Here is a 16,533-nt window from a genome sequence, read left to right as displayed (position 1 = left end):
AATCAGCTGCCCCGTCAACAGGATGGATGGATTGGCGAGGTAGATCCCAGGGTTCTTCTAGGCTTGAGCAGGGTTTGTTGGTCAGGGTAGAATCCTGGGATCTGGTTGCCTACAAATACCCTGCCGCCTGCATGGCGAACAGGCGGGCGTAGCGGCCATCCTGCTGTAGCAGCTCTGCGTGGGTGCCCTGCTCGATCAGCCTGCCGTTGGCCAGCACAATGATGTTGTCGGCCCGCCGCACCGTCGAAAAACGGTGGGAAATCAGAATCGCCATCTGATCCTGGGTGGCTTCGCGAAACTGCTCAAACAGGCGGGTTTCGGCCTCGGCATCCATAGCCGAGGTGGGCTCGTCGAGCACCAGAATGTCGGCCTCGGTGCGCATAAAGGCGCGGGAGAGGGCGATCTTTTGCCACTGGCCGCCGGAGAGTTCCTGGCCACCAAAAAACCACTTGCCCAGCTGGGTGTCGTAGCCCTGGGGCAGCGACTCAATAAACTCGGTGGCGGTGCCCTTGGCAGCGGCGTCCTGCCAGCGGTGGGCATCCTCAAAGTCGGCGACATCGCCGACGCCGATGTTTTCGCCCACCTTAAACTGGTAGCGCACAAAGTCTTGAAAGATCACGCCGATGCGCCGCTGAAGAACTTCGCTGTCCCACTCCTGCAGGTCGCGGCCATCCAGCAAAATTCGGCCTTGAGACGGCGTATAGAGCCGGGTCAGCAGCTTGATCAGCGTCGTTTTACCGGAGCCGTTTTCCCCCACGATCGCCATTTTTTCGCCCGGCTTGAGGTGAAGGGAAACGCCTTCTAGCGCCAGGCGATCGCTGCCCGGATAGGTAAACGACACGTCCTCAAAGCGCAGCCCATCCGCTGGATCGAGTCCCGCTACAGCCGTGCCTGTATCCGCTGGCACCGGCTGCTCCAGAAATTCGTAGAGGTTGGAGAGGTACAGCCCGTCTTCGTACATGCCGCCGATCGCCGTCAGGGAGCTGGCAAAGGTGGTCTGCCCCTGGCGAAACACCGTCAGGTACATGGTCAGCTCACCGAGGGAAATGCGGCCCGCGATCGCCTCCAGCACAATCCAGCAGTAGGCCAGGTAAAACGAGGCCGTGCTCAGCAGCCCCAGCCCGTAGCTCCAGCCGCTGCGGCGCACCGTCAGGCTGCGATCTTCGGCGTACAGCTTGTGAAAAATATCCTGGTAGCGCTGCATCAGCAATGGCCCCAGGCCAAACAGCTTCACCTCCTTGGCAAAGTCCTCCCGCGCCAGCAGCGCCTCCAGGTAGACCTGCTGCCGGGTTTCGGGCGATCGCCACTTAAACAGCCGAAAGGCCTCCCCGGCAAACTGGGTCTCGGCAATGAAGGCGGGCAGGGTGGCGATCGCCAGCAGCGCCACCGCCCAGCCCGAAAATTGCAGCAGCAGCCCGCCAAAGGTGACCAGCGACAGCCCGTCCTGCACCACCCCAAAGGTGCGGTTCACCATGCTCAGGGGCCGTTGGGAGGCCTCTCGCCGGGCCTGGGTCATTTTGTCGTAGAACTCAGAATCTTCAAAGTAGGTGAGCGGCAGAGTCTGGGCCTTCTCTAAAATCATCATGTTGACCCGCTGGCCCAGCAGCACCCGCAGCAGCGACTGGCATAGCGTCAGCCCCTGGCGCGTGCCCGCCAGCATCGCCACCAGCACCGCCTCCAGGGCCAGGTACATCAGCGCCGCCTGCCGATCTACCGCCTGCCCCGACTGGGCCGCCTGCACCACCGCATCGACAATTAGCTTGCCCACGTAGGCGATCGCCGCCGGCAGCAGCCCCGCCACCAGGGTAAGTGCCCCCAGCACCACCGTCAGCCGCCAGTCGGCCTGCCACACCAGCTGAATGGCGCGCTGCCCGTAGCGATACATGCCCAGCGACTGACCCAAATTGCGCCACGGCTGTTTCTTTTTTGGCGCCGAAACCCGCTTTACCCTGTATTCACTCATTTTCCTACAATAGCGTTTCGGCCCTTGGGAGGTGGAGATGAATGGGGTGCAGGGAACCCGTCTGCCCCCGCCAGGGACAGGCGCCAAAGCAAAGTATTTCTTCGGGTAGAGAGACAGAATTGGCCGGAGAGCCTAAACCTGAGAAGAGCTAATTTAATCACTCTCAACCTCGAAACACCCCCCGCAGCCAGGTCCTCAGGTCCTGGCTCTCGCTATATAAAGGGCAATCCTATGGCGCTGTTCCTGGCAGAACCGATCGCAGAAACCTTAAGCGAACCAATCACGACCTTTGTGCTGCTGCTGGCGATCGTGCTGATCACGCCGCCGCTGTTTGAGCGGTTCAGGCTGCCCGGCCTAGTGGGGCTAATCATGGCTGGCGTGGTGTTTGGCGGCAGCGGCTTGGGATGGCTCAGCGCCGACTCTGACATCATGCGGCTGTTTTCAGAGATCGGCAAAATCTACCTCATGTTTGTGGCGGGCCTGGAAATTGACCTGGCCCTGTTTCAAAAAACCCGCGATCGCTCCCTGGGCTTCGGGGCGATGACCTTTACCATCCCCATGGTGGGGGGCATTGCGATCGGGCTGCTGTTTGGGTTTGGCTGGCTGGCGGCGGTTTTAATGGGCTCGCTGCTGGCTTCCCACACGCTGCTGGCCTACCCAATTGTGCAGCGGCTGGGCATTGTGGGCAACGAAGCGGTCACGGTCACCGTGGGAGCCACTATCTTTACCGACATTGGCTCGCTGCTGGTGCTGGCCATCTGCCTGGGCGTTAACCAGGGAGACTTTTCGCCCCTGAAGTTAGGGACGCTGCTGGGATCGCTGATTTTATACACCATTGCAGTCTTGATCGGCCTCAAAAAGCTCAGCCAGCTTTTCTTTCGCAGAACCGGCAAAGACGAGGGCAATCAGTTTCTCTTTGTCATGCTCTCGGTGTTCCTCTGCGCCCTGGTGGCCCAGCTAATTGGGGTAGAAAACATCATTGGGGCTTTTCTGGCCGGGCTGGCCATCAACAGCGTGATTGGCGACGGCCCCGTAAAGGAAAAAACGGAGTTTTTGGGCAGCGTTTTGTTTATTCCCATGTTTTTTGTGGCCATGGGGCTGCTGCTCGACCTGGGGGCATTTGGCGATCTGCTGCAATCGATTCAGCTGCCGCTGATCATCGTCGGTGTCCTGCTGCTGGCCAAGGGGTTGGCCGCCCTGGGCGCGCGGCTGCTTTACCGATACAGCTGGGCCGAAACCTGGACCATGTGGTCGTTGTCAATTCCGCAGGTGGCGGCCACGCTAGCGGCGGCCCTGGTGGGCTACGAGGCCGAAATCATTAACTCACAGGTGTTCAACAGCATTATTTTGCTGATGCTGGTCACCGCCGTTTTAGGTCCGCTAGTCACCACCAGAGCAGGCCAGCAGTTGGTTAACGACGACGCCCCCCTCACCGAAACCGAGGTGCTCGACTGGCTGCCCCCGCCCACCGATATGCCTGAATCGTTTACGGTGGTGGTGCCGGTCTACAACCCCAACACCGAGCAGTGGCTGATTGAGCTGGCGGCGGCGATCGCCCGGTACGAAAACGGGCGGGTCATCCCCCTGGCGGTCGCCCTGGCCCAGCCCCAGATGGACTCGCCCCAGCTGGCCCGAGCGGTGGCCCACAGCCGCCAGCGCCTGGAAGCCGCCGAAGCCATCAGCGCCAACCTAGAAGCTACGATCGCCCCCCGCTTGAGAATTGAGTACAACGTGGCCCAGGCCATTTCTCACCTCAGCCGCGAAGAAAACGCCAACCTGATTCTGCTCGGCATGGGAGCGCGATCGCGCCTGGGGGCGAGGCTGTTCAGCAACATCCAGGACAACATTTTATGGTCGGCCCACTGTCCGGTTGTCGTCGCTCGCCTGCTGGAGTCCCCCGTCAACTGCAAAACCATTTTGCTGCCCATCGAGACGCTATCGCCTGCCGTTCTGCGCACCCTGCGGTTTGCCCAAGTGCTGGCCAGCCAAAACCAGGCCAAAATCACCCTGCTCCACGTGCACAGCCCCCGAGCCTCAGAACTCCAGCGCAGCCGGTTGGCCAAACAGCTTGACCTGTTGGTCAAGCGTCTGCCGCCAGCGGAGGGTGAGATTGATGTTCGTCTGCTGGCGGGCGATAACGTGGTGGCCACTATTGTCAAAACAGCGGCGCAGTACGACCTGGTCATGCTGCGCTTGCAGCGTCGTCGGGTGGGCAATGGGCTAACCGTGGGTGCCAGCACCACTCCCCTGGTCGACCAGCTGAAAGGCTCAGTTATTTTGGTTGGAGAACCCCACCCCCAACGCAGCGATCGCCCCGTGCGCGCTGCCTTGAAGGTCCGATCCTGACATCGCCGTGAAGCGATCGGTAGAGCCAAGCGCCCTCCGCAGATGAGCGGCTGGGCGGCGGCGTGAGCCAACTAAACATGGCGCAGCGGCCTAGGAAACTTGCTCCTGTACCGGCGGCCTGGGGGCGCAAACCGATACCGTACCGTCGGCCAGGGCCTGAGCACTCGCCTGGCCTACCCCCGTCGGCTGTACCCCAGTGAGAAATTCGGGGTGGGTTAGCTCCCGCACCTTCAGCACAATTAGGTACTCATAAAAGGCTTGCAGCGTGCACCAGGCCAGCCCCGCTCGCCCGTCGAGCCAGCCGCCCAAAATAAACACCATGTAAAACCACCGCGCCAGGGGCCGCATCGGCAGCCGCAGCGACAAATCCTTGAGCGCTCGCCGCCGCTCCACCTCCGATCGGCCCCACAGCAGCGATCGCCAGTCGACCTTCCCTCGCTGCAGCTGCCGCAGCGTCTCGGCAGCCTCATCGGTTGAGTAGCGGTTGTGCTTTTCAATCCACCGGCTCAGTCCCTTGCTACAGGTGTAGTGGGGGTAGGTTTCCCGCAAAAATCCCGTCGGTCCATCCACCACCTCGCGCTCGGTGTGGCCATAGTCGTCAAACCACACCTTGCCCCGCCGCAGCAGCCTCAGCTGGTAGCGCGGAAACTGGGTGCTGCGGCGAATCCAGCTGCCCATAAACATCACCCGCTCAGCCACGTAGTAGCCCACCCGATCGCCGCTGGCAATCACCTCCAGGCATTCGGCAAATAGCGCCGGCGTCATCCGCTCGTCGGCCTCTAGAATGTAGGCCCAGTCGTGGCGGTAGGGCACATGCTCCAGCATCCAGGTGCGCTGCTGGCCGTGGCTGGCAAAGGGATGCTCGACAAAGCGAATCGGGTACTGGGTGGCAATGGCTTGGGTGCGATCGCCGCTGCACGAGTCCACCACAATCACATCGTCCGATAGCAGGGCCGACTCAATACAGGCGGCAATATCCCGCTCTTCATTGTGGGTGAGGATAAAGATAGAAAACATAGGTGCAGCGCATCCCAACGGTAGACAGGAACTCATCCTTGGTTTAGAGAACCCATTTTGGTCTCCAAACTGAAATCTACTCAGCAACTTCGCCACCGGCCAGCCTGCTTAGGCATCTTTACCGCTCCATCATGGCTGCGAAAACATGCTGCCCTCTGGTGAGCAGCGCGCTAAAAATCACCGTGCTCAATCGGCACAACCTCTGTTCCAGCCCGAAACACTCTGCAAAAACAGCCCCCGCCAATAGGCAGAGGCTATGGAGTGCTGCCTATTGGCGCAGACAGCCCAGCGATCAAAAGCTGGAGCAATTCAGCTAAACCCTCAGTCTTCAGGAAGAGCCGAATCTCCGCTAGCCAACGTAAACCGAAGCTTGGCCGTGCAGCCTAAGTTGGCAAGATAGAGCAACAGGGCATAGATAAGTATTACAATACCCATCATTTCGAAAGTTTCTTCAAAAATTATGTTTACACCAATGGCATAGCCATTGTAAGCCAGGTAAGACTCCAGCATTTCCATCCCCAGAGCGCCACCGAAATAGACTATCCCAGACAGCACAAAGAGCAATGAATATTGAAGCGGCAGCCGTCTGAGGAACGGCACGTACAGACCACCTACCACCAAAACAATAGGAATGTAAAGCGTATACCAAACGTAGTAGAAGATGCCTTCACCCTGCCCCGTAAAAGACTCTAAGATTTGCCCAACCAAGCCTTCATGAATCATTGCAGCTTCATCAAAGCCCATCAGCATCAAACCCAGCGCCATCCCCCACCAGTAATAGCGCTGGCGACCTCTCCGAATCGTTCTACTTTGAGCGATAAAGGCACACAATAACCCGGCAAAGAGTAGATTCAACGTAGAAACAAACGTAGGAAAGTTAGATTCAGCGCCCATGTTAAAGAAATTATAAATTCCTGCATAAGCAATCGACCCAGGGGCGAACAAGGGCTCAATTAAGTTCGCAACAATGTGCCCAACAACGACAAGGGCGACTATCTTGGTCAAAAACAAAGATATGCGTCGAGGATTCATGACTACTTCAAACTCGTCTTGAATCAAATGCCTAGCAAGCATTTTTTCACTAACCCCGCCAGTTCTTCCTGGAATAACATTTTTTCTGGCATTAAAAAAATGTGCTAAGGCACCTTGTCCATTTCGCATAAAGAACATTTGCACTCACCAAATAAAATACTGTCTCGACGTTTTGCGCTTTAGCTGCCTCCACAGGGCGCTATATAGACAGACCTCTAAGGCATGCCCCTCTCTGCCTGGCCATAGCCTTGAAATTTGGGCTACCCCTTCCAAAGCTGTGGTTACATCACCTTTTCTTAAATCTGCCTTAATCTATGTCTTAACGCAATCTAGCCTTGACGGTTGCAGAACAAAGGGTATAGCGCTTTTCTTTACCTGAGCTTTATTTTTTCTTAATCTAAAAGAAAATGAGCGTCCGCGCAGCAACCTGAAGGTTATTTGAGACGACGCAGAGAGATAGAGGCAATTCAAGAATTATTTCTACGGGAAGATTTGAAGACGGCGGGCAATCCATTGGCTGGCTCTAACCGTTAGGTCAATCCAGGCAAACATAGGCTATTTCTCAGCTACAAAAGCGTGGCTCAACTAGGCAACAGAAAAGATTTTCAGCCATCACAGGTGATGTCTACAGGTACGTGTCGAGGAGCGGTTCGGTTTTAAATCGCTGAACTTAAAGTCTTAGGCAAGATATGGTCAACTCATCCATGTGGGTCGTCCCCATACCTCTGCTCAAGGGGCGGTTTGAACGCCGTAAGTAGAGCCAGGAACTTTTCACGTAAACGAGACGTCAAAAAGTAATTGCCCAGCAATAAAAATTAAGTAGCCGTCTAAAATCCACCCCTCAGATTGAGATAGAGCCCTTCGGCAAGAGTTTAGTTACCATGCCCCTTGAGCCGCAGCGCCGTCCAGAAAACTTCGCGGGACATTAAAAAAGGCAGCCTCGGGCTGCCTTAGAAAAGTTATATTAGACCAAATTGGATTGCCAACTTGCCAGCTTAATCGATAATGTCTTTGAGGGTGTCTTTGACATCTTCTTTAGCATGGATAGCTTCAGCCTCGGCTTGCTTGGCTCTGCCCTCAGATTTGTCCTTTGGATCGCCGGTAATTTCGCCGACCGCAGCTTGAACTTTACCTTCGATGTTTTCTGCGGTAGCTTTAGCGCGTTCTTCAATAGACATAGTCGTGATGCCTTTAGCGAAACTGTTTATTCGATAGTAGAGCCTGCCGTGGGCGAGGCCATCTACAGCAGGAAAGAGGTTAATCTCTACATTTGGACGTAGGTTGTTCTAAAACCAGGCATCTATTGCGTTTTCATCTCAATTGTTGGTCAGAGAGTTGAGCGCCCGATCTTTGGCGGTTCACGAGTAGCATCCTGCAAACATTCCGCCTGTCGCCTAAAGGGAATGTCCCAGCCGAACTTCAATTTCTAAAGCAGGCTCTAGGGAAGGCATCAGCGCGGGTTAGGGGGGCTACATTTGAGTGGGGATATCTGGGTGGGGATATCCGTCTGGGAGCGGCATAGAAGCCAGTTCAATCCCGCGTTACACTGTTAAAAACCCGTACTTTGGGCGTCTTCGGTCTATGAGCTTAGAGATTAAAGCCGTGCAGGCACCGTATGGCGATGCATCCTACCGCACGCCACCCCCCGATTTACCCTCGCTGTTGCTGAAGGAGCGCATTGTCTATCTGGGGTTGCCCCTGTTTTCTGGGGATGACATCAAACAGCAGGTGGGAATTGACGTCACCGAGCTGATTATTGCCCAACTGCTATTTTTGCAGTTTGACGACCCCGACAAGCCAATTTTCTTTTATATCAACTCCACTGGCACCTCCTGGTACGACGGCAACATGATTGGCTACGACACCGAAGCCTTTGCCATCTGCGACACCATGAACTACATCAAGCCCCCGGTGCACACCATTTGCATTGGTCAGGCCATGGGGTCGGCGGCGGTCATTCTGGCATCGGGGACCAAGGGCTATCGGGCTAGTCTGCCCCACGCCCGCATTGTGCTCAACCAGCCCCGCAGCGGTGCCCAGGGTCAGGCCACCGATATTGAAATTCGGGCTAAAGAAGTGCTCGACAACAAGCGATCGATGATGAGTATCTTGGCTAAGAGCACTGATAAGAGCCTGGAGCAGGTCATGCGCGACTCCGATCGCATGTTTTACATGAACCCCGAAGAAGCTAAGGAGTACGGCATTATTGACCGGGTGTTGACTAGCCGTAAGGAGCTACCTCAGGTACCCGCCGGAGTGGGGGTTTAACCCTAGCCAGCCAAGACAGTCCACTGGGGCTGATATTTGGGACATCGCACAGTTGTTTGATCCTATGTCTGTTGTTTTGTTTTTAGGTTGAAAGAGCACTATGCCCATCGGCACTCCCAAGGTTCCCTATCGCTTGCCCGGTAGTCAATATTCTCAGTGGGTCGACATCTATACCCGCCTCAACCAGGAGCGGATTATATTTTTAGGGCAGGAAGTTACCGACAGCTTGGCTAACTCCATTGTGGCCGCCATGCTGTACCTGGACTCCGACGACAATACCAAGCCCATCTACCTCTACATCAACTCGCCCGGCGGATCGGTGACAGCGGGCATGGCAATCTACGACACCATGCAGTACATCAAGTCTGACGTAGTCACTATTTGCCTGGGCTTAGCGGCCTCCATGGGGTCATTTTTGCTGGCGGCGGGCAGCCACGGCAAGCGGGTCGCCTTACCCCATTCGCGGATTATGATCCACCAGCCCATGGGCGGTACCGGGCGGCAGCGCCTCCAGGCCAGCGATATCGCCATTGAAGCCAAAGAGATTCTGCGGGTGCGCCAGGAACTCAATGAGATGATGTCTCGCCACACCGGTCGCTCTATTGAACAAATTCAAAAGGACACCGATCGCGACTACTTCATGTCGGCTGAAGAAGCTGTAGCCTACGGCATCATCGATCGGGTGATTGAAGAGCGCACCCAGGAGCTAGCCACTTCTGTACCGGCCACAGTCTAATTCGCTGCGCCATTTTCGCCGACAGTTGGCAGAATAGGGGCAGCACACGTACCTCTGCTATAGAGTTCGCGAACATGGCGCTGGCGCACTACTACCGCATCTTGGGGCTCAGAACCGGGGCCAGCTTTGGCGATGTCAAGCTGGCCTATCGCAATTTGGCCCGGCTTTATCACCCCGATACCAACCCCGGCGACCAACTGGCGAAGGAAAAGTTTATTCAGGTAACCCAGGCCTACCAGGCTCTGGTCAGCGCGCTCCCGCCCGAAGCTTTGATAGCTCAGCGCCCTACCGCTGCTGCTGCCCAGGCTGTGGCAAAAGCCCCGCCCAAACCCTCGCCAGCGCCGCCCGCTCCGCCGGTTGAAGCGGCCGAGCTGAAGGTTAGCCCTACACCGGGTGGCTCTGAGGCCGACCAGCAGCTCAAAATTAGCAGCTTCAAGCAGCTGCGCGAGCTGTTTCGGGGACAGCGCTACCCCCGCGCCGTTGCCCTGGTTGAAGGATTAGCCCAGCGCTTCCCATCAGACCCGGAGATTCGTCAGTGGCACGCGATCACCTACTACCGCTGGGGCCACGACCTGCTTAACAACGGCAACCCGACCAAAGCCGAAGCCTGCCTGAAGAAAGCCCGCCGCGTTGACCCACAAAATCGCTCTTTGCGCCAGGCCCTGCACCATGATTTTGAACGTCTGGAGCGGCTGCGCCAGCGTCCCATGGCCCAGACGCCAACCTGAGCAGAGCACGACCTGTGGCCCAGCTTGTGCTGGCAGCAGCCTGCGGTGGGCTAGCGGAGGTGGCTCGCCCCTAGCCGGGATTGATCACAGTTTCAAACCACTGCTCAAAGCGCATGGCCAGGGCTTTGAGGGAATAGTCGGTTTCGGCCTGGTGACGGCAGGCCTGGCGATCGAGCCGATCGATATCTGCGATCGCGTCCACCAGTCCCTGCACGTCATCCGGCGGCACCAGCCAGCCCGTTTTGCCCGGTTGCACAATTTCCGCTGGGCCACCCCGCGCATAGGCAATTACCGGCACGCCGCAGGCCAGTGCCTCGATCGCTACATTGCCAAAAGCCTCGATCCAGCGCGGCGTCATTAGCAAAGCGCGGCACTGGCGCAGCACCTGCTGTAGCCCGTGGGTGGGTAAAAAGCCCAGGTAGCTGTCAGCGACCTCAGGAAAGCGCTGACACAGGCTTTGCCAGTAGTTGGCGTCCTCCAGCTTGCCCAAAATTTTGAGCGATACCTGGGCAATGGCGGCGGCTTCCAGAGCATCCTCAAGGCCCTTTTCGGGAGAAATACGTCCCAGCCAGGCCAGGGCCGGGCCGGGGAACGGGCAAAACTCGTACTGCTCCAAATCGATGGCGCTGCCAAGAATCTCAAAGGCCTCGGCTACCCCGAAGGTCTCAGCCTGGGTGCGCGTATAGGCCCCCAGGCGGCCAGGAAACCCCTGCGCCACCTGGCGAATAGCCCCATCCATACCATCGCTCAAAGAGCCCATAGAGACAAAATGAGCCACTGGACTAGAGAAAAATTCTGTCAGGTAAAAGGGCAGCCAGTCGTAGGCAAAGTTAACGATTAAATCAACCTGGCTCTGGTGCTGCCGAGCGTAGCGCCACATATTTTCCAGCACGCTATCTGCGGGGAAGATGATCGGCGTGGCGCGCCCCTGGGTATGGGCCGTCGGCTGCAGCTGGCCGCCAATGCCTACGACCGGAGCATCAGCGAGGCTAGATCCCTCTGGGGCCACCACGGTCACCTGGTGCCCCCGCGCCCTCAGCCCCTGGGATAGGTTCAGCAGGGTTAGCTCTACGCCACCCCCGAGGCCAGAACCCAGCGGGCCTACCGGGGTTGAGAGAAATAGGAGACGGCGGTGGGAGGAGGGCATGGGGAGGTGAGGGGATGGGGAAGGTGGGGGGATGCTTGGGAGGTTTTTGGGAAAGAAGATATCCCTAGGGGAGGGTACAGGGCCTGCGACCTTGAAAAGAATCACGATTCTTGGGTGTTTTCGCCAGAATTGCCCTTAGCTGTGGGGTGGGGAGAGGCGATGGCCCTCTGGGGTCGGCTGTTGACCCTCGTAGGAAGGTTCCAGCGCGGTCGATTCCGGGGAAGGCGCTTCGGCATAGGGCACAGCGGGGATACGGTTGAGCTGGTTCAGTGCCCATCGGGCCGTTTCCTGCACGCCGGGGTCAGTATCCTGGGCGGCGTGGACCAGCATGGGGCTGAGCTGCACCACCGCATCGTAAACCCGACTGAGATCGCGAATGGCGTTTTTGCGCACCTCGGGGCTGGGGTCTTGCAGCCCCAGGGCCAGAGCGCGGTGCATGGGCATGAGGCTGCGGCTGCCAATTTCGGCCAGGGCGGCCAAAATCAGGCTTTTTTCCTGGGAGTCGGCCTCTAAAAGCCCATTTACCAGCGGCTGAATGGCATCGGAGTGGCCGCGCTGACCCAGCTCCCAAATGGCGTGGCGGCGCACGGCGCTATCGGAGCTGGCTAGTTCCTGTGCCAAAGAACCTACAATGTCCACCGGGCTAAGGCGGGTGGTGGCCTCCAGGGGCAGGTCGGCAGTCGCCATGGCGGCGGCCTGGAAATTGGAGGAGGCCGCGGTAGCCCCGTCGGATGTGGTGTCGGCTGGCGACGGCACGGGTGGATGGGGAAATGTGGCCGTCAATGCATCGGCCTGGGGGCGCTTGTTACCTCTGCCCAAAATCAGCCAGCCCCCCAGGCCAGCAGCCAGGGCCAGACTGCCCAAAATCAGCCAGTTCAAGCTGCGATCTGGATGAACTGAAACCGTTTGGGCGGGCGTAGAAGGCTCCGCTGTCGGTGCAGCAGCATTCTCTGCGGTCTGCTCCGGAGGGGGTGCAGCGGCAGGCTCGGCGGTTTCTTTTTCCCCAGGCAGCAGCACTGGCGGGGGCTCGGCGGCTGGAGTATCCTCAGGCAGCAGCTGGGGGGTGCTCATACGCTGCCAAGTGATCTGGTCTAGGCTGCCGGTGGAGGGCAGGCCAGCGCTAGTCTGAAACGATGCGATCGCCGCCTGGGTCGCAGCACCGTAGCGGCCGTCCAATGGCCCATCGTAGAGGCCTAGCAGCCGCATCTGCCGCTGGAGCATCATGACCTCATCGCCCTCGGCCCCTGGGTGCAGCAGCACAGGGCTTGGAGCCACGGCCTGGGCGATGGTAATTCCCCCTTGAACAGCCAGTAGCGGAGCCAGATTAGATTTTGGCCAGGCTGGCCGGACACCAGCGATCGCCAGGGTCAGCAAACTGGTGGTCAAGGTCAAAACAACTGCACGCCCACTGCTAGGGCTGGGCCTGTGTCTAGACAATAGGGTTTTTAGTTTCATGGCGGCCCATAGCTGGCAGCAGCGGTTCCCTGTGGTGCAGATGCCCCTAAGGTAACTTACCCCGCCGAGGGCAGCGCAAGCCGTGGTGGGAGTCGAAAAAATCAGTTCCCCTGCCCGCCCGCTAGTCCGGCTCTACCGGAGACGCCGATGCCCCGTAGGCCAGCATCCACTGACGCAGCTTTTGAGTTAGAGCGTCGCGCTGGTTGATCAGGTAGATGCTGACCAGGGTAAAACTCACGCCCAGCCACTGAAGCACACTCAGGGTTTCGGCCAAAAACAGATTGCCAAACAGCAGAGCAAACACCGGGGTTAAAAAGGTGAGGGCGCTGAGGCTGGTGAGGTTTCCCTGGGCCGCCAGAAAAAAGAAAATGCCGTAGGCTAGGGCGCTGCCGAACAGGGTCGAGTAGGCGATCGCGCCCCAGTCAAACAGGGTCAGCCCCTGCCAGGGCTGCACCTCACCCAGGGCCGACAGGCCAAACAGCGGCAGCCCGCCCAGCACCATGTGCCAGCCGGTGGCCACCACCGGGTCAACGTAGCGGCACACGTAGCGAATCAAAATGGTGCCCGTGGCCATCGACAGGGCAGCCAGCAGCATCAGCCATTCCCCCCCTTGCAGCAGCGTAGTTAGGGCAGTTCCCCCGGTCAGCCAGGTGGTGTCACCGTGGAAGAGAGAAAAAATCCACTCATCGGGCAGGCCCAGCAGGCTAATGCCCGCAATGCCCCACAGCAGGCCAATCCAGCCCAGGGCACCAATGTGTTCACCAAACAGGCCCCGCGCCATCACCGCCACAGCCAGCGGTTGGGAGTCGATCATCACCGAGCCTAAACCAGCTCCAGTGCGCTGCAATCCCGCCGCCAAAAAGCCCTGAAACAGGGTGCCATCCACCAGGGCAAAGAGCGCTATCCACAGCCAGCCCTGGCGGCCAATCGCCTGAGGCCTTCGCAGGAGCAGCCCAGCCAGCAAAACCACCGCACCAGCGGGCACCAGACGCATCCCGGCCATAAAAAAGGGGGCCGTATGGGGCATCGCGCCCTTCATCGCCACCATGGCGGTACCCCACAAAAAGAAGGGGGCAATCAGCACAATGGGGTTGCGGGTGGCAGCTGGGGGAGCGGCGGCTGAGTCCATAGGGCGAGGAAATACTAGGGTAAAGAATCGGCTCAGGGGGCGATTTCAAAGGGTGGAATGCTGCGCGCAGCGCGTCGGCCAGCTCAGCTTTCTTTAAGGAATGTTAACGCAGTTCGGGGTTCGGGGGTGGCCCAGACGGAGCCCCACCCCTCAGAATTGCCCCAGCGTCGATGCTGCCCGGCGCCGGGGCGAAGCCGGGCGGTTTTAGCTACAATCAAAAGCTAGCCTGCTATCCTCGCGGGTGCGGCCTAGCTAAGTTTTTCCGTTTAGGTTTGTTGTTATCCCTATGGTTTGGCCGTTTTCGCCCCGTTTTCGCAAGTCCATTGCCCGCATTGAGGTGACCGGCGTGATCGCCGCCGCCACCCGCAAGCGAGTGCTCGAAGCCCTGAAAGAAATCGAGGAAAAGCGCTTTCCGGCCCTGCTGCTGCGCATCGATAGCCCCGGCGGCACCGTAGGCGACTCCCAGGAAATCTATACCGCCCTGCGACGCCTGCAGGACAAGCTCAAAATTGTGGCCAGCTTCGGCAACATTTCGGCCTCCGGCGGGGTCTACATCGCCATGGGGGCGAATCACATTGTGACCAACCCCGGCACCATTACCGGCAGCATTGGCGTCATCCTGCGGGGCAACAACCTGGAGCGCCTGCTCGATCGGGTGGGGGTGTCGTTCAAGGTGATCAAGTCTGGCCCCTACAAAGACATTCTCGCCTTCGATCGCGAGCTTACCGACTCCGAAAAAACCATTCTGCAAGAGCTGATCGACGTCAGCTACGGCCAGTTTGTCAAAACCGTAGCCGAGGCCCGCCGCCTCAGCGAAGACACCGTGCGCAGCTTTGCCGACGGGCGTATTTTTACCGGCGAGCAGGCTCTCCAGATGGGCGTGGTAGACCGTCTGGGCAGCGAAGAAGAGGCCCGCCGCTGGACCGCCGAACTGGTCGGTCTCGACCCCGAGAAAGCCGAATGCATCACCTTCGACGAGAAAAAGCCCCTGCTCAAGCGGCTGGTACCCGGCGGCGGCAGCGCCCGGGCAGCTGGCCCGATTTCTGATTTGGCCTACCCCGGCCTGGCCGTGCCCGCCCTCAACGCCACCCTGGAATGGCTGGAGTTTGAGCGCTCGACCAGCGGTCTGCCCCTGTGGCTGTATCGGCCCTAGGGGCGTAGGTCAGATCTCTGGCCTGGTAGGATTAAGCAGTAAAATGCAGTCAATTCTCTGCTCCAGTCGCCTACAGCGGCAACCCTGGGGCCTGGAAGAATGACCTTTGGAGGTTGCAGCGTGGACTGGCGAGTGTGGGCAATTCGGGGAGCGGTGACGGTACCGGAAAATACTGAGGGGGCGATTCGAGAGGCGGTAACAGAGCTGCTAGACGCCCTTGAGGAGCGCAACCGGCTGGACCCCGCCTGCATCATCAGCGCTACCTTTTCGGTCACCCGCGACCTGGATGCGGTATTCCCCGCTGCGATCGCCCGTCAGCGGCCCCACTGGGATAGCGTCGCCCTGCTCGACGTGCAGCACATGCACGTCGAAGGCAGCCTGCCCTGCTGCATTCGCATCCTGATGCATGTGCAGCTGCCCATTCTCCACGGCAAGGTGCAGCACGTCTACCTGCGCGGTGCCCGCGACCTGCGCCCTGACCTGGTGGTTACAGGATAAAGCGCCGCAGGGGCGCCCCATGGAGCGCCCCTGCGGAAAGACGCTAGTGGCCTTTAAAGCGGATTCCCAAGACCAGGTCGTAGAGAAAGCCAAAAAAATCTTTCATCTGCAGCAGCCCGAGGGACTGGGGCGACCCCTTTTCGTCGAGCAGTGGCTGCATTACCTCGTAGGTGGGCTGGTACTTGTACCAGGGCACCGAGGGCCACAGGTGGTGCACCAGGTGATAGTTTTGGCCCATGATCAGCAGGTTGAGAATGGGGCTGGGGTAGACTCGGGCATTTTTCCAGCGATCGCGGTCTTTAAAAGGGCGGTGGGGCAGGTAGTCAAAAAACAGCCCCAGGGCAATGCCCACCACCAGGGCCGGAGAAAACCAGTAGTTGAAGATGTAGCCCAGGAAATCAAAACGGCAGGCCGCAACCACCAGCAGACCAACCGCCAGACGGCCTAAAAACCACTCCAGCAATTCCCAATTTCGCCACAGCCGCCGCTTAAAGAAATAAATCTCGTGGTAGAAAAATCTCGCCGCGATTAGCCACAGGGGTCCCCCCGTTGAGACAAAATGGTCGGGGTCGTTTTCGGGATCGTTGACGTGGGCGTGGTGCTGCAAGTGCACCCGCGTAAAGACCGGAAATGAAAAGCCCAAAATCAGGGCGCTGCCGTGGCCCAGCAGAGAATTGACCACCCGATTGCGGTGGGCCGAATTGTGGCTGGCATCGTGGATTACCGTACCCGCCAGGTGGAGGGACAGGACATTCATCAAAAACACACACCAGCCGGCCCAATGCCAGCCGAAATAGCCCACCGTCGACAGGCTGATTAGCCCTACGGAGGCTATAAACATGAGTGCGTTAAGACTCAATCCCCCCTCAGTTTTGAGCAGCTCAGGGGGTACCGTTCTTCGAATCGTCAGGGGCTCAGCTGCCGCCGACATGTTGCATCGCTCCTACACCAGTGTTTTCGGTAGTATACGTTACGGCGCATTAATAATAAAGTTTTGTGACATCGCCCCCGACATGAGGGGTCGCAACCTTTGGCTATGGAGCAATGGGGCAAGTAATGGT

General features: G+C 58.5%; 14 protein-coding genes. 6 read left to right on the top strand and 8 right to left on the bottom strand.

Translation table 11 applies throughout. From position 1 onward, the window contains the following. Positions 1–109 precede the first annotated feature (109 nt). Complete coding sequence (locus LEPTO7104_RS0120850) at positions 110–1,885, bottom strand: ABC transporter ATP-binding protein (RefSeq protein ID WP_017300533.1); 1,776 nt, start codon at positions 1,883–1,885, stop codon at positions 110–112. Between the two features lie 309 nt (positions 1,886–2,194). On the opposite strand from LEPTO7104_RS0120850, the gene LEPTO7104_RS0120845 reads away from it, so the two are divergent. Beyond that, complete coding sequence (locus LEPTO7104_RS0120845) at positions 2,195–4,309, top strand: cation:proton antiporter domain-containing protein (protein ID WP_017300532.1); 2,115 nt, start codon at positions 2,195–2,197, stop codon at positions 4,307–4,309. A 90-nt stretch (positions 4,310–4,399) separates the two neighbouring features. Here the strand turns inward: LEPTO7104_RS0120845 and LEPTO7104_RS0120840 are convergent, their stop codons facing one another. From LEPTO7104_RS0120840 to LEPTO7104_RS0120830, 3 genes are all read right to left on the bottom strand, one after another. Further along, entirely contained in the window at positions 4,400–5,326 is a 927-nt protein-coding gene (locus tag LEPTO7104_RS0120840) for a glycosyltransferase family 2 protein (protein ID WP_017300531.1), read from the bottom strand. Between the two features lie 321 nt (positions 5,327–5,647). After that, positions 5,648–6,487: a hypothetical protein gene (locus LEPTO7104_RS37205; RefSeq protein ID WP_155523717.1), complete on the bottom strand. Its 840-nt coding sequence runs from the start codon at positions 6,485–6,487 to the stop codon at positions 5,648–5,650. 866 nt (positions 6,488–7,353) lie between these two features. Then, the gene (locus LEPTO7104_RS0120830) at positions 7,354–7,536 is read right to left on the bottom strand and encodes a CsbD family protein (RefSeq protein WP_017300529.1); all 183 of its coding nucleotides are present in this window, start codon (positions 7,534–7,536) and stop codon (positions 7,354–7,356) included. A gap of 403 nt (positions 7,537–7,939) precedes the next feature. On the opposite strand from LEPTO7104_RS0120830, the gene LEPTO7104_RS0120825 reads away from it, so the two are divergent. From LEPTO7104_RS0120825 to LEPTO7104_RS0120815, 3 genes are all read left to right on the top strand, one after another. Further along, positions 7,940–8,626 (top strand): ATP-dependent Clp protease proteolytic subunit, encoded by a 687-nt coding sequence (locus LEPTO7104_RS0120825; protein ID WP_017300528.1) that lies wholly within the window; start codon positions 7,940–7,942, stop codon positions 8,624–8,626. Between the two features lie 100 nt (positions 8,627–8,726). Next, a complete protein-coding gene (locus tag LEPTO7104_RS0120820) occupies positions 8,727–9,362 on the top strand; it encodes an ATP-dependent Clp protease proteolytic subunit (protein ID WP_017300527.1) in 636 nt (211 codons plus the stop codon). A 74-nt stretch (positions 9,363–9,436) separates the two neighbouring features. Next, the gene (locus LEPTO7104_RS0120815) at positions 9,437–10,090 is read left to right on the top strand and encodes a J domain-containing protein (RefSeq protein ID WP_017300526.1); all 654 of its coding nucleotides are present in this window, start codon (positions 9,437–9,439) and stop codon (positions 10,088–10,090) included. Between the two features lie 70 nt (positions 10,091–10,160). On the opposite strand, the gene LEPTO7104_RS0120810 is transcribed toward LEPTO7104_RS0120815, so the two are convergent. From LEPTO7104_RS0120810 to LEPTO7104_RS0120800, 3 genes are all read right to left on the bottom strand, one after another. Next, positions 10,161–11,237 carry a glycosyltransferase family 4 protein gene (locus LEPTO7104_RS0120810; protein WP_017300525.1) on the bottom strand — a complete coding sequence of 359 codons (1,077 nt, stop codon included), beginning with the start codon at positions 11,235–11,237 and terminating at the stop codon, positions 10,161–10,163. Between the two features lie 135 nt (positions 11,238–11,372). After that, positions 11,373–12,623: a HEAT repeat domain-containing protein gene (locus LEPTO7104_RS0120805; RefSeq protein WP_017300524.1), complete on the bottom strand. Its 1,251-nt coding sequence runs from the start codon at positions 12,621–12,623 to the stop codon at positions 11,373–11,375. Positions 12,624–12,813: 190 nt separating this feature from the next. After that, positions 12,814–13,821 (bottom strand): DMT family transporter, encoded by a 1,008-nt coding sequence (locus tag LEPTO7104_RS0120800; RefSeq protein ID WP_017300523.1) that lies wholly within the window; start codon positions 13,819–13,821, stop codon positions 12,814–12,816. 286 nt (positions 13,822–14,107) lie between these two features. Here LEPTO7104_RS0120800 and sppA point away from each other — a divergent pair, with 286 nt between their 5' ends. Both sppA and aroH read left to right on the top strand, forming a co-directional pair. After that, entirely contained in the window at positions 14,108–14,974 is an 867-nt protein-coding gene (gene sppA, locus LEPTO7104_RS0120795) for a signal peptide peptidase SppA (protein WP_017300522.1), read from the top strand. Positions 14,975–15,094: 120 nt separating this feature from the next. Continuing rightward, a complete protein-coding gene (gene aroH, locus LEPTO7104_RS0120790) occupies positions 15,095–15,472 on the top strand; it encodes a chorismate mutase (RefSeq protein ID WP_017300521.1) in 378 nt (125 codons plus the stop codon). 43 nt (positions 15,473–15,515) lie between these two features. Here the strand turns inward: aroH and crtR are convergent, their stop codons facing one another. Then, positions 15,516–16,403, bottom strand: a complete 888-nt coding sequence (crtR, locus tag LEPTO7104_RS0120785) for a beta-carotene hydroxylase (RefSeq protein WP_026072911.1) — start codon at positions 16,401–16,403, stop codon at positions 15,516–15,518. Positions 16,404–16,533: the final 130 nt, after the last annotated feature.

Origin of the sequence: Nodosilinea nodulosa PCC 7104 (assembly GCF_000309385.1) — a bacterium.
Classification (GTDB): domain Bacteria; phylum Cyanobacteriota; class Cyanobacteriia; order Phormidesmidales; family Phormidesmidaceae; genus Nodosilinea; species Nodosilinea nodulosa.
This window is presented reverse-complemented; position numbering and strand designations above follow the sequence as displayed.

Bases quoted from the DNA above. Each gene is read 5' to 3' on its own strand.
- LEPTO7104_RS0120850 (WP_017300533.1), bottom strand. From the start codon at position 1,885: ATGTATCGCTACGGGCAGCGCGCCATTCAGCTGGTGTGGCAGGCCGAC.
- LEPTO7104_RS0120815 (WP_017300526.1), top strand. From the start codon at position 9,437: ATGGCGCTGGCGCACTACTACCGCATCTTGGGGCTCAGAACCGGGGCC.
- LEPTO7104_RS0120840 (WP_017300531.1), bottom strand. From the start codon at position 5,326: ATGTTTTCTATCTTTATCCTCACCCACAATGAAGAGCGGGATATTGCC.
- LEPTO7104_RS0120810 (WP_017300525.1), bottom strand. From the start codon at position 11,237: ATGCCCTCCTCCCACCGCCGTCTCCTATTTCTCTCAACCCCGGTAGGC.
- crtR (WP_026072911.1), bottom strand. From the start codon at position 16,403: ATGTCGGCGGCAGCTGAGCCCCTGACGATTCGAAGAACGGTACCCCCT.
- LEPTO7104_RS0120800 (WP_017300523.1), bottom strand. From the start codon at position 13,821: ATGGACTCAGCCGCCGCTCCCCCAGCTGCCACCCGCAACCCCATTGTG.
- LEPTO7104_RS0120820 (WP_017300527.1), top strand. From the start codon at position 8,727: ATGCCCATCGGCACTCCCAAGGTTCCCTATCGCTTGCCCGGTAGTCAA.
- LEPTO7104_RS0120830 (WP_017300529.1), bottom strand. From the start codon at position 7,536: ATGTCTATTGAAGAACGCGCTAAAGCTACCGCAGAAAACATCGAAGGT.
- LEPTO7104_RS37205 (WP_155523717.1), bottom strand. From the start codon at position 6,487: ATGCGAAATGGACAAGGTGCCTTAGCACATTTTTTTAATGCCAGAAAA.
- sppA (WP_017300522.1), top strand. From the start codon at position 14,108: ATGGTTTGGCCGTTTTCGCCCCGTTTTCGCAAGTCCATTGCCCGCATT.
- LEPTO7104_RS0120825 (WP_017300528.1), top strand. From the start codon at position 7,940: ATGAGCTTAGAGATTAAAGCCGTGCAGGCACCGTATGGCGATGCATCC.
- LEPTO7104_RS0120845 (WP_017300532.1), top strand. From the start codon at position 2,195: ATGGCGCTGTTCCTGGCAGAACCGATCGCAGAAACCTTAAGCGAACCA.